Annotated in this window: 11 protein-coding genes; 10 read left to right on the forward strand and 1 reads right to left on the reverse strand. The window is 61.0% G+C overall.

Going from position 1 to position 14,539, the window contains the following annotated elements; all coding sequences use genetic code 11:
• Positions 1-110 precede the first annotated feature (110 nt).
• Both CMG77_RS11195 and CMG77_RS11200 read left to right on the forward strand, forming a co-directional pair.
• Positions 111-998, forward strand: coding sequence for a fatty acid desaturase (locus tag CMG77_RS11195; RefSeq protein ID WP_286804715.1), 888 nt, complete (start codon positions 111-113; stop codon positions 996-998).
• Positions 999-1,009: 11 nt separating this feature from the next.
• Positions 1,010-1,987, forward strand: coding sequence for a YheT family hydrolase (locus CMG77_RS11200; RefSeq protein WP_286804713.1), 978 nt, complete (start codon positions 1,010-1,012; stop codon positions 1,985-1,987).
• A gap of 94 nt (positions 1,988-2,081) precedes the next feature.
• On the opposite strand, the gene CMG77_RS11205 is transcribed toward CMG77_RS11200, so the two are convergent.
• On the reverse strand, positions 2,082-4,415 hold the full coding sequence (locus tag CMG77_RS11205) for a Tex family protein (RefSeq protein ID WP_286904498.1): 2,334 nt from the start codon (positions 4,413-4,415) through the stop codon (positions 2,082-2,084).
• A gap of 589 nt (positions 4,416-5,004) precedes the next feature.
• On the opposite strand from CMG77_RS11205, the gene CMG77_RS11210 reads away from it, so the two are divergent.
• From CMG77_RS11210 to CMG77_RS11245, 8 genes are all read left to right on the forward strand, one after another.
• Positions 5,005-5,382: a GntR family transcriptional regulator gene (locus CMG77_RS11210; RefSeq protein ID WP_123638683.1), complete on the forward strand. Its 378-nt coding sequence runs from the start codon at positions 5,005-5,007 to the stop codon at positions 5,380-5,382.
• Complete coding sequence (locus tag CMG77_RS11215; protein ID WP_286805022.1) at positions 5,379-6,248, forward strand: ABC transporter ATP-binding protein; 870 nt, start codon at positions 5,379-5,381, stop codon at positions 6,246-6,248. Before CMG77_RS11210 ends, CMG77_RS11215 begins: the two co-directional genes overlap by 4 nt.
• Complete coding sequence (locus CMG77_RS11220; protein WP_286876377.1) at positions 6,248-7,192, forward strand: hypothetical protein; 945 nt, start codon at positions 6,248-6,250, stop codon at positions 7,190-7,192. Before CMG77_RS11215 ends, CMG77_RS11220 begins: the two co-directional genes overlap by 1 nt.
• 53 nt (positions 7,193-7,245) lie before the next feature.
• Positions 7,246-8,478 (forward strand): efflux RND transporter periplasmic adaptor subunit, encoded by a 1,233-nt coding sequence (locus CMG77_RS11225; protein WP_286805024.1) that lies wholly within the window; start codon positions 7,246-7,248, stop codon positions 8,476-8,478.
• Positions 8,475-11,624: an efflux RND transporter permease subunit gene (locus tag CMG77_RS11230; protein WP_286805025.1), complete on the forward strand. Its 3,150-nt coding sequence runs from the start codon at positions 8,475-8,477 to the stop codon at positions 11,622-11,624. Before CMG77_RS11225 ends, CMG77_RS11230 begins: the two co-directional genes overlap by 4 nt.
• Positions 11,608-11,922 carry a DUF3144 domain-containing protein gene (locus CMG77_RS11235; protein WP_286805026.1) on the forward strand — a complete coding sequence of 105 codons (315 nt, stop codon included), beginning with the start codon at positions 11,608-11,610 and terminating at the stop codon, positions 11,920-11,922. The genes CMG77_RS11230 and CMG77_RS11235 overlap by 17 nt, the downstream gene beginning before the upstream one ends.
• A 154-nt stretch (positions 11,923-12,076) precedes the next feature.
• Positions 12,077-13,060 carry a lipid A deacylase LpxR family protein gene (locus tag CMG77_RS11240; protein WP_286805027.1) on the forward strand — a complete coding sequence of 328 codons (984 nt, stop codon included), beginning with the start codon at positions 12,077-12,079 and terminating at the stop codon, positions 13,058-13,060.
• Positions 13,061-13,068: 8 nt separating this feature from the next.
• Complete coding sequence (locus CMG77_RS11245; protein WP_286805028.1) at positions 13,069-14,376, forward strand: glycosyltransferase; 1,308 nt, start codon at positions 13,069-13,071, stop codon at positions 14,374-14,376.
• The last annotated feature ends 163 nt before the right edge of the window (positions 14,377-14,539 follow it).

The following is a 14,539-nucleotide window of genomic DNA, read 5'->3' on the forward strand; positions in this document are numbered from 1 at the left end:
CCTTAAGATCGCGGCTGATGGATTAGCCCCCCAATCATCAAGGAGTGACGCGTGATACCACCTGCAGTCCCGCTTGTTGTTCCCCAGAGCCTCCGCTGTTGGAGGCGTCGATGAAACTCTTTCGCCATCCCGAGGATCGGCTGCCGGTCGGGATCATTCTTTTCTATTTTTTGCTGGACCTGTGTGTTTACGCCTTCGTGGACAGCATTGTCTGGCTGGCCGGCTGGTTCCTGCTCGGCATTTTTCCGAAAACCAATGTCTGTGTCTGGAACCATAACCATCATCACTGCCGGACGTTTCATCACGCATGGTTGAATCGCCTGCTGGAAATTGTTTACGGGTTCCAGACCGGAATGCTCGCCAGTACCTGGACCTTGCACCACATCCACGGCCACCATCGTCACTACCTGGATCAGGATCGGGACACCTCGCGCTGGCAGGCCGGGGGCACCACCATCAGCCTGTGGCGCTATATTGCCGAAGGCCTGTTTCTTACCTACCCACGGGCGATTGCCATCGCCCGTCAACGGCCGAAGTTATTGCGTCGGTACTTGATCGAGTTGTCGGCCAGCCTCGGCATCCTGTTGGCGTTGACGGTGTATCGACCGCTGCCGGCACTGTTTGTGTTCTGGCTGCCGATGTTCGCCTCGCTCATCGTCACCATGCGTGCCACCTATTATCACCATCTGGAGCTCGACCTGGAAAACCCCATGGCGGCCAGTCGCAATGTGGTGGACTCCAAGTGGCTGAATATTCTGACCGGCAACATCGGTTACCACACGGCGCACCACCACAAGTGTGGTCTTCATTGGTCCAAACTGCCGCAGCTGCATAAAAAACTGGAGCCGCTGATTCCCGCTCATTGCTACACCCGAACCGTGCCCATCTATTACTGGATCGATCATCTGGATCGATTGCTCTCTCGCGTTTGCCAACCGTTACGTCGTCGACCGGCCTGTCGCTCCCGCACTCAACACTCATCCGATATCGCTCAGTGAGGCGCCGAGCTATGCCCATCATTCACTCTGACTATCGCGCTCCCTGGCTGTTTCGCAACGGCCACCTACAGACACTGTCACTGCGTCTGTTCCGGCATCGACCGAGCGAACGGCCCGAACCGGATCATTTCAGTACCGATGATGGCGACGAGCTGGAACTGTTCTGGTACCGCCCTGGACAGAGTGACACCCTGGTAATCTTCAGCCACGGCCTGGAGAGTCATGCCAAAGATGGACCGCTACTGAGTTTCGCCCACACGGTGTCCGGCTGGGGCTGCCATACCCTGAACTGGAGCATGCGCTCCTGTGGCAAACGGCTCAATCACACGCGCTGGTTCTACCTCGGCCATGACTATCAGGATCTGAAAGCGTTGGTGAATCACTATAGTCAACACTATCGCCGGATCTATCTGGTCAGTGTCAGTCTGGGTGGAACCATTACGGCGAATTATCTGGGGAAGGACAGCTCGGAGGTCAACCCGGTTGTCAAAGGCGCTTTTTTATTATCGCCACCGCTGGAGCTGGACTCGTTTCATGCGGCCATGACCAAGCCTCTGAACAACTGGTTGTACCAACGGCATTTTGTGCGTTCATTGCTCGACAAGTTTGAACGTAAAGCGGCTTATATCGATTTTGGTAAAGAAGTGGATATGGACTGGGTGCGGGACTGCAAAAGTGTGGACCAGATTGAGGATCGACTGTTTGCACCCATGCACGGCTTCGAAAGTTCGAAGCACTACCGTCAGCATGCTTGCTCCCTGCCCCACCTGAAAAACATCACCGTTCCGACCTATGTTCTTACCGCCGAAGACGACCCTTTTATTGACAACAATCAGTTACCGGTTAAATTGGCCAAAGAAAGCACGAATTTTTATTTGGAGCTGGCCCGCCACGGCGGCCATACCGGTTTCGTAAAACGAAAATCAGATCACCATCATTGGTACGAACGCCGATTCCAATGGTTCATGGAACGCACGGCGGTCGCGTAGGGCGGCATAAGGGCGCAGCCCGCATCCGCCGTAACCACCGGTGGCCGTCCCCAACCAAACGGCACACAACGCGCGCCGTTTGGTTGAACCGCCCTTACTTCTTCTTCAACGCTTCCTGCAACAAGGCACCCATACTGCCCATGCCGGCACCCTGGCCACCACGGTTGCCCTGACGGTTCTGGCCACCGTTTGATTTCGGCGCGCGGCGCGGGCCGCCTTTGGGGCCGTCGGTTTTCTCACCCGGCTCATCGTCAAGGCGCATGGACAGGCCGATGCGTTTGCGCGGCACATCCACTTCCATCACTTTGACTTTCACCACATCGCCAGCCTTGACCACTTCGCGGGGATCTTTCACAAAGGTGTTGGACAGGGCGGAGATGTGCACCAGGCCATCCTGGTGAACGCCGATATCGATAAAGGCACCGAAGTTGGTGACGTTGGTCACCGAGCCTTCCAGGATCATTCCCGGCTCCAGGTCCTTGATGGTGTCCACACCTTCCTGGAACTGGGCGGTTTTGAATTCCGGGCGGGGGTCGCGGCCGGGTTTGTCCAGCTCGCGGATGATATCGGTGACCGTCGGGACCCCGAATTTTTCGTCGGTGTACTCCGCCGCTTTCAGGCTGCGCAGAAACGCCGAGTCGCCGATCAGGCCCTTCACTTCACGGGCGTTGATCTGGGCGATTTTCTCCACCACGCTGTAGGCTTCCGGGTGCACACCGGAGGCGTCCAGCGGGTTGTCGCTGCCGGCGATGCGCAAAAAGCCCGCCGCCTGCTCAAAGGTTTTGTCCCCAAGGCGCGGCACTTTTTTCAGTTCGCTGCGCGAGCGGATCACGCCGTTGGCGTTGCGGAATTCAACAATGTTGTTGGCCAGGGTCTGGTTCAGACCGGACACGCGCGCCAGCAGCGGCGCCGAGGCGGTGTTCACTTCCACGCCCACGGCGTTCACACAGTCTTCCACCACGGCGTCCAGCTCCCGTGCGAGTTGGGTCTGGGATACGTCGTGCTGGTACTGGCCCACACCAATGGATTTCGGATCGATTTTCACCAATTCCGCCAGCGGGTCCTGGAGGCGACGGGCGATGGAAATGGCACCGCGAATGGTGACGTCCAGGTCCGGAAATTCTTTGGCGGCAAACTCGGAGGCCGAGTACACCGAGGCACCGGACTCGTTTACCATCACGCTCTTGGCTTTCAGGTCGCTGTGCTTTTTCAGCATGTCCTGAACAAATTTTTCGGTTTCCCGGGAGGCAGTACCGTTGCCGATGGCGATCAGCTCCACATCGTGCTTTTTGCACAACGCGACAATGACCGCTTCGGCTTCAGCGATTTTGAATTGAGGCGCGGTGGGGAAAATGGCGCCGTGATCAACCACCTTGCCGGTGGCGTCTACCACGGCCACTTTCACCCCGGTGCGCAAGCCCGGGTCCAGGCCGATGGTGGCTTTCTGGCCCGCCGGTGCGGCCAGCAGCAGGTCTTTCATATTGGCGGCAAACACCTTGATCGCGGCCTCCTCGGCCACTTCCCGCAGCTCACTGAGCAGGTCGGTTTCCAGGTGGGTCAGCAGCTTCACCCGCCAGGTCCAGCGCACCACCTCGCCCAGCCACTTGTCCCCGGCCCGGCCCTGGTCGCGAATCTGCCAGTGATCGGCCACCATGGCTTCGCAGGGATGGGCTTCGGTGCGCTCGGGCTCCTTCTCACCCAGCGTCAGAGACAGGTTGAGAATGCCTTCGTTGCGGCCCCGAAACATGGCCAGCGCGCGATGAGAGGGCACGCTCTTGAGGGGCTCATCGTGCTCAAAATAATCCCGGAACTTCTGTACTTCCTGGGACTGGTCGGCGTCCTTACCCGGCGCCACTCGGGCGCTCAGGTTGGCTTCGTGCTTGAGGAAGTGGCGCAGCTTGCCGAGCAGCTCGGCGTCTTCGCTGAAGCGCTCCATCAGGATGTACTTGGCGCCATCCAGTGCGGCCTTGGTGTCGTCGATCTTGTGTTCGGGGTTCAGGTATTTCGCGGCTTCGGTCTCCGGATCCAGGCTCGGATCCCCCAGCAGCGCCTCGGCCAGGGGCTCCAGGCCCGCCTCGATGGCGATCTGGCCCTTGGTGCGACGCTTGGGCTTGTAGGGTAAGTAGAGATCTTCCAGGCGGGTCTTGGTATCCGCCGCCTTGATGTCCCGCTCGAGCTCGGGGGTCAGTTTTTCCTGCTCGGCGATGCTCTTGAGAATGGCCTCGCGGCGGTCTTCGAGCTCCCGCAGGTAGCGCAGGCGCTCTTCGAGGTTACGCATCTGGGTGTCGTCCAGCCCGCCGGTGACTTCTTTCCGGTAGCGGGAGATGAAGGGCACGGTGGCGCCTTCGTCGAGCAGGGCGACGGCGGCTGCGACCTGCTGTTCGCGGCAGTTCAGTTCTTCGGCGATGCGTTGGGAGATGCTGTTCATGCGCTGACCTAAGGTTGAGAATCTCTGATTAAACAAAATGCCAAGGCCGCTCATTATCCGCAATTGGCTCCGCCAGACCAGTCTTGTTTTTGGGGAATTTTTGTGAGAGCGGTTAATGGTGGTTCAATCAAGTCCGGTCCGGGGAGGGGAAGCCCTTTCAAGACACGCCGTAAACCCATCCCTGGGGGCTCGACGCGCGGAGTCCCTCCGCTTACGGTCTTGAAAGGGCTTCCCCTCCCCGGCCCTCCGTGCCATCTACGGCCTGACTATGCAGTCGCACGAAAGGTGGCGTAGGGCGGATAAGCGCAGCGCATCCGCCGTTACCCAAGATTGCAGTATGAAAGGTGCCAGTTCCCGAAACGTTACGTTGGCACTGCGGAGCCTGGGTACCCCCTTGTGAGACCGTCACCCGCCTGGACGGCGGGTGATGAGCCCCCATGGACGGGTTCACGGCGTGTCTCACAAGGGGGTACCCAGGCGGAGCACTCCGCCACGAAGTGTTGTAGAAAAGAACTCTAATAAATCAACTTGCTGAATTCAGGTATGGTGTTATAGTTATGTATAACACCAGTTCACCAAGGGAGCCATTGTGGCCGATATCTGGAATGACGACCAACCCATCTACCGCCAGCTCTACGAGCGGGTGGTGCGGTTGATATTGCAGGGGGAGATCGCCGAGGGGGATGCACTGCCCTCGGTGCGACAGCTCTCGGCGGATTATCAGATCAACCACCTCACCGTGGCGAAAGCCTATCAGGCCCTGGTGGATGAGGGGTTGGTGGAAAAGCGACGGGGTCTGGGGATGTTTGTTCTGGCCGGTGCACGTGAGCACTTACTCGCGCGCGAGCGCAAACTATTTCTGGAGCAGGAACTGCCCGAGGTGGTGGCGCGGGCGCGTCGTCTGGGCATTGAGGGCGAGGCGCTGCGGCGCGCCCTGGCGGATTATCAACGGGAGGATAAGGCATGACAGCGGTGATTGACGCGCGCGGCCTGCGCAAGGCCTACGGGCCCAAAACGGTATTGAAAGGCATCGACCTGACCCTGGAGCCGGGTCGGATCATGGGCCTGATCGGCCCCAATGGCGCGGGGAAGACCACCCTGCTCAAGGGCATTCTCGGTCTCGCCCGGGTGGAGGGGCATCTGCGGGTGCTGGGGTTGGATCCGCAGCGTCAGCGCACGGCCCTGATGGAGCGGGTGTCGTTTATTGCCGATACCGCCATCCTGCCCGGCTGGCTCAAGGTCAGTGAGGCGCTGGACTATATGGCTGGGGTGCATCCCCGGTTCGATCGGGCCAAAGCCGAGGGCTTTCTGGCGAAAACCGGCATTGAGCGCCGCTCACTGGTGAAGGAGCTGTCCAAGGGCATGGTCACTCAGTTGCATCTGGCGCTGATCATGGCCATCGACAGTCAGCTACTGGTGCTGGATGAACCCACCCTGGGGCTGGATATCCTCTACCGCAAACAGTTCTATACCAGCCTGCTGAACGACTACTTCGACGAGCAGAAAACCATTCTGGTGACCACCCATCAGGTGGAGGAGATCGAGCATCTGCTCACCGATGTGGTGTTTATCGGGGATGGCGAGCTGCGGCTGAACACCTCGATGGAGGCGCTGGAGCAGGACTTTGTCGAACTGCGGGTCACCGGCGATCGGTTGGCGGAGGCGCAGGCACTGGGCCCGATCCATCAGCGTTCCATGTTGGGTGGCGAGTGTCTGATTTTTGAGGGGGTCAGCGCGGAGCGCCTGGCGCCCTTGGGTGAGGTGAAAACCCCGGGGCTGGCGGATCTGTTTGTCGCCAAGCTGGAACGGGTACAACCGGGGAGGGCCGCCTGATGAACCTGACTCAATGGCGTCCGGTGTGGATGCAATGCCAGCGCGAATTCTGGGAATCCCGGGGGACCTTTCTGCGCACGCCCCTGTGGGTGGCGGCGGTGATCGCCGCGCTGATGGTCATGGGCATGATCACCGGCAATATCGAACTGAATGCGGCGCTCAACGAGCTGCGCGGTGCGCCTGAAAACCTGCAGAAGTTTGAAGACGGCGCGGATCTGGTAGGCGCGCTGATGTCCGGGGACCTGTTCAGCACCCATCCCCAGGTACTGCGGGCGGCGCTGGCGGCCATCGCCATCCCCTTTATTCTGACGTTGCTGCTGGTCAGCCAGGTCTACCTGCTGGGCAGCCTCTATTCGGACCGGCGCGACAAGAGCATTCTGTTCTGGAAATCCCTGCCGGTGTCGGAAACCCGGGTGGTGCTAACCAAGCTGGCGTTCGGTGCGCTGGTGGGGCCGGGAATCTTTATCGGCGCCTCGCTGCTGGTGGGCCTGCTGCACCTGCTGATGTTGCTGGGGTATATCAGTTGGCAGTTGGGTGTGGATTTACCGGATATGGGCAGTCTGATCGGCACCTTTCTGGGCCACAGCCTGGCGCTGGTATCCGGCTGGTTGCAGTTCTCACTCTGGTTCCTGCCGCTGTGGGCCTGGCTGATGCTGGCCTCCGCCTACGCCAAGAAATCCCCGTTTCTGGTGGCCTTTGGGGTGCCGGCGGTGGCGATGGTGCTGGAGCTGTGGATACTGCGCAGTGTGGAACTGTGGCAGGCGGTCTGGGTGCCCACCCACCGGTCCTTCGAAGGGCTGGTGCGGGCCCAGGCGCAACCCGAAGCCTGGCTGAGCCAGTGGGGTGAGACTCTGAGCGAACCGGCGTTCTGGGCGGGTCTGGTGGTCGCAGCGGTGTTCACAGTCGGTGCCATCTGGCTGCGCAATTACCGGTATGAGCTGTAAACTGATGCCCGCGTGATGGTTTGCAGGCTGGGAAACACATTAAGGAGACGATTTTGAGGTTATTTGGCTGGTTGCGGCGCGTGCCTTTGTCGCTGTTGATTATTGTGGTGGGCGTGCTGGGCTTCGTGGCGTTGCTCAATCTCAAACCCCGGCCTGAGCCCCGCCCGGAGCCCGAGCCACCCCGACCGGTGGTGGAGGTGGAGCGGGTGCAGTTGCAGGACCGGGCGCTGACCGTCGAGGCCCAGGGTACCGTCACGCCGCGTCGGGATATCCAACTGGTCAGTCAGGTGGGTGGGCAGATCATCGAGTCGGCGCCGCAATTTGTGGCCGGCGGTCGGTTCCAGAAAGGGGATTGGCTGGTGCGGCTGGACCCCCGGGACTACCGCAATGCCCTCGCCCAGGCCGAGGCTCAACTGCGTGAGGCGGAACGCCTGCTGGCCGAAGAGCGCGGCCGGGCGCGTCAGGCCGAGCGCGAGTGGCGGGACCTGGGCAATGCCGAAGCCAACGCGCTGTTTCTGCGCCAGCCCCAGATTGCCGCCGCCGAGGCGGCGGTGGCCTCCGCCCGGGCGGCGCGGGATCAGGCCCGGTTAGACCTGGAACGCACCGAAGTGCGCGCGCCCTTCGATGGTCGCATCCGACAGACGCTGGCGGATCAGGGGCAGTTTATCGGGCCCGGCACGCCCGTGGCGGATGTTTATGAAGATACTCTTGCCCAGGTGCGCCTGCCCTTGACCGATGCTCAGGCGGCGCTGCTCAACCTGCCCTTTGGCGATGAACTGACGCAAGAGGCCCAACCATCAGTGACCCTGCATGGGCGCGCTCTGGGCGAAGACCACCAGTGGTCGGCCCGCCTGGTGCGCACCGAGGCCAGCCTGGACCCGCAGTCGCGCATGCTCTACGCCGTGGCGGAACTACCGGAGCCCTTCAATACCGAGCGTCATGGCGCGCCGCTGCTGATGGGTTCCTTTGTGACCGCCGAGATTGAAGGCAAGCCGCTGACCGATATTGTCTCTTTACCGATCACCGCCGTGTTTCAACGCGACCGGCTGTACAGTGTCAGCGAGGACGGCGAGGTGGTGGAAAAGCAGGTGCGGGTACTCACCATCGAGGGTGAGCGAATCTGGGTCAATGGGGATCTGCGGGACGGCGAGCCAGTGATCACCGACCGTCAGGGCTATGTCAGCCCGGGCGTGGCGGTCCGGATTGCCGGTGAGGAGGAGCCAACCCCAGAGCCTGCGGAAGACGAAGACGCGCCGGCGGAGCCGGAGGCTGAGGGCGGCGTATGAACCGGTTAATTCAGTGGTTTGTCGAGAACCGGGTAGCCGCCAACCTCCTGATGGTGCTGATCTTCATCGGCGCATTAGTGAGCACCAGCAAACTGGATAAAGAAGTTTTCCCGACGGTATCGCTCAACTTCATTGAAGTCTCCATGAACTACCCCGGGGCCGGGCCTTCGGAAGTGGAAGAGCAGGTGGCCATCCGGATCGAGGAAGCCATTGCCGATATCGACGGCATCGAGGAAATCACCTCCACCTCCAACCAGGGCTGGGGCTCGGTGCGGGCCGAAGTGGTGGAAGGCTATGACCCCCAGCGGGTGCTGAACGACATCAAGACCCAGGTGGATGCCATCAGCACCTTCCCCGGCGACGTCGAGCGCCCAGTGACCCGGCAGATTGTCGGGCGCAGTTTTCTGATGAGCCTGGCGCTGTCCGGGGACGTCAGTGAGGCGGCCCTGAAGGAAACCGGCTGGCGGGTGCGCAATGAGTTGACCCTGCTGGATGGGGTCAGCCATGTGGAGCTCAACGGCACCCGCCCCTATGAGATGGGTATCGAGGTGTCCGAAGCCAGCCTGCGTCGCTATGGCCTGAGCTTTTCGGATGTGTCTAATGCCATTGCCGGCTCGTCCCTGAATGTGCCCGCCGGGGTGATTCGCGCCCACGGCGGCGATATCCAGATTCAGACCCGCAATCAGGCCTACACCGCCGAGGATTTCGGCGGAATTCCGGTGATCACCGCCGCCGATGGCACCCAGGTGATGCTGAGGGATGTGGCCGAGATTCGGGACGGCTTTGATGACTGGAGCGTATTCGCCCAGTTCAACGGCAGGCCGGCGGTCTTTCTGGACCTGTCGATTACCGAGAATCCGGACATCGTCGCCTCCGCTCGGGAGGTGGAAGCCTATATTGAACGGACCCGGGACATTCTGCCGGCGGGGATGACTCTGGAAGTCTGGCGGGATATGTCGACCTTATACGAGAGCCGGTTGAACCTGCTGCTGGAAAACGCCATTACCGGCCTGCTGCTGGTGTTTGTGGTGCTGATGCTGTTCCTGCGCCCGGTGTTGGCGGCCTGGGTCTGCGTGGGCATCGCCACCGCCTTTGCCGGTGCGGTCTGGTTGCTGCCCTACGCCGGGGTCAGCGTGAACATGATCTCCTTGTTCGCGTTTCTGCTGGTTCTGGGGATTGTAGTGGACGATGCCATTATTGTGGGCGAGAGTATTTACACCCGCCATCAGCATGGTCTCAAGGGCACGTCCAGCGCGGCCAGCGGTGCCAAAATGGTCGCGACGCCGGTATTTCTGGCGGTAATCAGCACCATGATCTTTTTTGCTCCCATGATGGCCGTCCCCGGCGCCATGGGCACCGTCACCTTTGCCATCCCGGTGGTGGTGATTCTGTGCCTGCTGTTCTCCCTGATTGAGAGTCTGCTGATACTGCCTTCCCACCTCTCCCACCTGAAACCGGAACGGAAGAGTAAGAACCCACTGTTGCGCAAACTGACCCACGCCCGCCAGAAAGTGGCGGACAGCCTGGACTGGTTCGCCGACCGGGTGTATCTGCGTTACCTCGTCCGGATGCTGGAGCACAAGCTGGCTACCCTGGCGGGATTTGCGGTGGCATTTTTGCTGTCCCTGGGGGTGTTTATCGGCGGCTGGCTGGTCGTGAGCTTTATGCCCATGGTGCCCTCGGATTATCTGGAAGCGCGGGTGACCCTGCCCGAGGGCACGCCGTTCCATGAAACCACCCGCATCATGCGTCAGGTCGAATCGGCGGCCCTGCGGTTGGATCAGGATGAGGAACTGACCGGCGGGAGTGAAGAAGACCTCATTGAAGGCATCCAGACCTGGGCCTGGGGTGAAAACGTCTATGTGTCGGTGGGCCTGGTCGGTGCTGAAGAGCGGGACATCGGCAGCCCGGAGGTGAGCCGCCGTTGGCGGGAGCTGATCGGCGAGATTCCGGAGGCCAAGGAATTCCGGCTGGACTTCACCATCAACGCCGCCGGGGACGATATCAACCTGAACCTGAGCATTGCCGATAATAATCTGGATGCCCAGCGCGAGGCCGCCGAAGCGGTCAGTCGGGTGCTGGCCCAGTTTCCGGGGGTGTATGACGTGGAGAACACCATCGAGAAGGCCCGTCAGGAAGTCAATATCGAGCTGCGCCCGGCAGCGGAGTCTCTGGGGGTGACCCTCGGTCAGGTGGCCGAGCAGGTGCGTCAGGCGTTTTACGGCGCCGAGGTGCAACGCATTCCCCGAGGCATTGAGGACGTGCGGGTTCTGGTGCGCTACCCGCGGGAGGAGCGGGCGCATATTTCCCAACTGGACCGGATGCGTATTCGCCTGGCCGATGGCACCCAGATACCCCTGCTGGACGTGGCCCGCATCGACTTCGTGCCCGGTTATTCCACCATTGAACGCCGTGATCGCAAGCGCACCATCGGTATCAGCGCCAGCGTCGAGGAGGGCGAGGACGCCAATGCCATCGTGGCGGAACTGTTGCGCGAACACCTGCCCGAGTGGCAGCAGCGGTTCCCGGGGCTGACCCTGTCCCCCGATGGCAATATGCAGGACCAGGCGGACTTCATGAGTTCGATGAGCAAGAACTTTGTCCTGGCGGTGCTCCTGATCTACGGCATCATGGCGGTCAACTTCCGCTCCTATTGGCAGCCCGTGATCATCCTGACCGCCATTCCTTTCGGCTTTATGGGCGCGGTCATCGGCCACCTGTTGATGGGCCGGGAAATCAGCATGCTGTCCATGCTCGGCTTTATCGCCTGTGCCGGGGTGGTGGTGAATGACAACCTGGTCCTGCTGGATCGGATCAACAGCCTGCGCCATCAAGGCCTGGCGGTACTGGAGGCGGTGCTTCAGGCCGGGCGGGACCGTTTCCGGGCCATTGTGCTCACCTCGGTCACCACCTTTATTGGCCTGATGCCGATCATGGCCGAGCAGAGCGTGCAGGCGCGGTTCCTGATTCCGATGGTCATTTCCCTGGCCTTTGGGGTACTCTTTGCCACCACGGTGACCCTGATACTGGTGCCGACCCTGTACCTGGCCGCTGACCGGGTCGGGCAGCGCTGGGCGACCTGGCGCGGGCGTCGTCAGGGTCCAGACATTGATGACGATGGAGCCTTGAATGAACCAACCCCATGACGAAGACACCTTCTGGAACCTGGTGGACGAATTTATCGAAAACGCCAATCAGGCGGTGGACCAGGCCGGTGACCCGGCGCTGGTATCCGCCGCCCTGCTTCAGGCCTGCTCCCGTTTCAGTGCTTTTGTGGTGGCGACCTCATCGCTGGATCGCAAGGAGTACACCGATGAAATTCCGTCCGCTCTGTCGTTTTTGAGCGGCCAGTTCCACGAGCAGTTGGAGGCGGACCTGGAGGACTATCGGGAGCATTACAAGGTGTATATCGCCAACGAACGTCCGGATGAACCCCTGCACTGAAGTCACATTCCAACACTTTTTTACGGTGTGGTGACGCCGGCTTATGCTAGCGTAGTCGGGTGGGCTGGGCATCCAGCCAGCTCTACCCTGCGTACCCCTGTGTCACCTTTGAACTCGCCGACGGCTTTCGGATCGGCTTCTATGGAGTGCAAGCATGCATATACCCAAGCTGATGGCCGGTGCCGTTTCAGCCTTACTGACTCTTCCTGCTTACGCGGATGTGGACTGGATTACCGGTGTCTGGCACAACGACCTCTTCGCCGGTACCGATGGGGGTGGCTACACCAACGGTCTCTACGTGTCCTGGTTCGACCTCGCCGACACCGTTCCTGAACAGTACGACGTGCCGTTTCTGGTAAGGCCCTTTGAGGGATGGTTACTGCCCGACCCTTATGGAGAGCTGCAGGTGACCGAGTTCACCATCGGCCAGGCCATGTTGACCCCGGAAGACATTGAAAAACCGGTGCCGGACCCGAACGACGCGCCCTACGCCGGCCTCCTGCAGCTACGGGCGGCCTATACCGTGATCGGGGACGATGTGGCCGACACGCTCGGCGTCACCGTGGGGATTGTCGGTCCGTCTTCCGGCGCCGATGAAGTCCAGAGGGCCGTGCACAAAATGGTGGGAGCGACCAAACCCCGCGGCTGGGACTATCAGGTCAAAGACGAGCCGGTCGGGCAGATTGAGCGTACCCGGGTCTGGCGGTTTGGTCCGGCGCCGAGCGAAGAGCCCCATGCCGATCTGCTCCTGGTAGGCAGTGGTACCCTGGGCAACCTGGAGAGCGCCGCCGGTGCGGCGGTCATTCTTCGCTACGGCACCCGACTGGAGCGCAGCTTTGGTACCGCGGCCCAGATTGTCGGACGGGTCAGTACCCCCATGGCCATTGATGGCGGTTGGAGTGTCTATATCGGAGGCGGTGCGGAATACGTGTACAACCAGATCTTTGTCAGCGGTGGCGGCCTGCGCTCCGGCCAGAGCGGTGATCTGCGCCACGATCAATACGCGGGTTACATCGGCGCTTCCTACGCCTGGGAGCGTTTCAGCCTCACCTTCAGCTTTGTGAACAACAGCAACCTGGACAAGAACGCCAGTGCCCGTCAGCGTTTTGGCGCCTTGAAGCTGGGCTGGAAACTGTAAGTCATGCTATGCCACACCTGATTGTCCTCGGCAGCGTCTGGCCCGAACCCAAATCTTCAGCGGCGGGCACCCGTATGGTTCAACTGCTGGAAGAGTTTCAGCGGGCCGACTGGCGGATCACCTTTGCCAGCGCCGCCCTGCCCTCCCAGCACCGGCTCGATCTTCCGGCGCGAGGTATCGCGGAAGCGGCCGTTGAACTGAACGCGGACAGCTTCGACCGCTGGCTCGTCGAGCAAGCGCCGGATGCTGTGCTCTTTGATCGCTTTATGACCGAGGAGCAGTTTGGCTGGCGGGTTGAGCGAACCTGCCCAAGCGCCGTGAGGCTGCTCGATACCGAAGACCTGCACAGCCTGCGCGCCGCCCGCTGGGCACGGCTGAAACGTCGTCAGTCCCTTGCTGGCTCCGAAGCCGAGCGCCAGTCGGTACGCCCGGAAACCGCCGCCCCCGATGAACTGTTTCAGGAAATGGCCGACAGCGACCTGCTGCAGCGCGAGCTGGCCGCGATTTATCGATGCGACCTGAGCCTGATGATTTCCGAGTTTGAAATGCAGCTGCTGACGGACACCTTCGAGGTGCCGCCGTCCTTGCTGATTTACCTGCCCCTCTGGGCCTCATCCGAGCCGAACCCCCTGCCCTTTGAGTCGCGCGAGCACTTTGTCAGTATCGGCAACTTTCGCCACGCCCCCAACTGGGATGCGGTGTTGTGGCTGAAACACGACCTGTGGCCGCGCATCCGCGCGGCTCTTCCCGAAACTGAATTGCATCTGTACGGCGCCTATCCGCCACCCAAAGCCACCGCGCTGAACAATCCCCGGCAGGGCTTTCGGGTGCTCGGTTGGGCCGAGGATGCCCGCGAGGTGATGGGACGGGCCCGCGTCTGCCTGGCGCCTCTGCGCTTTGGGGCCGGTATCAAGGGCAAGTTGTTGGACGCCATGGTCTGCGGCACGCCCAGTGTGACCACCTCGGTGGGTGCTGAAGCCATGGCTGACCAGAACCAATGGCCGGGCGTGGTGGCTGATGATGCCGACGCTCTTCTTGAGGCAGCAGTCTCTCTGTATCAGGACAAAACTCGATGGCAATCGGCCCAGATCCAAAGCCGGACAACTCTGGCCCAGCGATTTTCCCCGCAACGGTTTGAGGGTGTTCTGCTCGATCGCCTGCGTACCCTGCAAACCACTCTGGTCGACCATCGACGTCGGAACATTGTCGGCACCATGTTGCGCCATCATCAACACCGCAGCACCCAGTACATGAGTCAATGGATCGAGGCCAAAAACCGCCTCGCCGCCCGCGACGATTCGCACAATAGTCCCTGAACCGTTAAGCTAACTGTGTACCAACGGTTTGCGACTCTCGAGTGTCGAACCGTGCCACCGATACCGAGTAGTCAGTTATAAGGTAGAAAAAAGAAAGGGGACCCTCATAACTCGGTAACTTGCTGTAACAGCAAGGTGCGAAGAACCGAGAGCATTGGAGGTG

The sequence above is a fragment of the Marinimicrobium sp. genome, from assembly GCF_002695945.1.
In the GTDB taxonomy this organism is placed as follows: Bacteria; Pseudomonadota; Gammaproteobacteria; order Pseudomonadales; family Cellvibrionaceae; genus Marinimicrobium; species Marinimicrobium koreense.

Bases quoted from the DNA above. Each gene is read 5' to 3' on its own strand.
- CMG77_RS11195 (WP_286804715.1), top strand. From the start codon at position 111: ATGAAACTCTTTCGCCATCCCGAGGATCGGCTGCCGGTCGGGATCATT.
- CMG77_RS11215 (WP_286805022.1), top strand. From the start codon at position 5,379: ATGACAGCGGTGATTGACGCGCGCGGCCTGCGCAAGGCCTACGGGCCC.
- CMG77_RS11235 (WP_286805026.1), top strand. From the start codon at position 11,608: ATGAACCAACCCCATGACGAAGACACCTTCTGGAACCTGGTGGACGAA.
- CMG77_RS11240 (WP_286805027.1), top strand. From the start codon at position 12,077: ATGCATATACCCAAGCTGATGGCCGGTGCCGTTTCAGCCTTACTGACT.
- CMG77_RS11230 (WP_286805025.1), top strand. From the start codon at position 8,475: ATGAACCGGTTAATTCAGTGGTTTGTCGAGAACCGGGTAGCCGCCAAC.
- CMG77_RS11205 (WP_286904498.1), bottom strand. From the start codon at position 4,415: ATGAACAGCATCTCCCAACGCATCGCCGAAGAACTGAACTGCCGCGAA.
- CMG77_RS11220 (WP_286876377.1), top strand. From the start codon at position 6,248: ATGAACCTGACTCAATGGCGTCCGGTGTGGATGCAATGCCAGCGCGAA.
- CMG77_RS11200 (WP_286804713.1), top strand. From the start codon at position 1,010: ATGCCCATCATTCACTCTGACTATCGCGCTCCCTGGCTGTTTCGCAAC.
- CMG77_RS11245 (WP_286805028.1), top strand. From the start codon at position 13,069: ATGCCACACCTGATTGTCCTCGGCAGCGTCTGGCCCGAACCCAAATCT.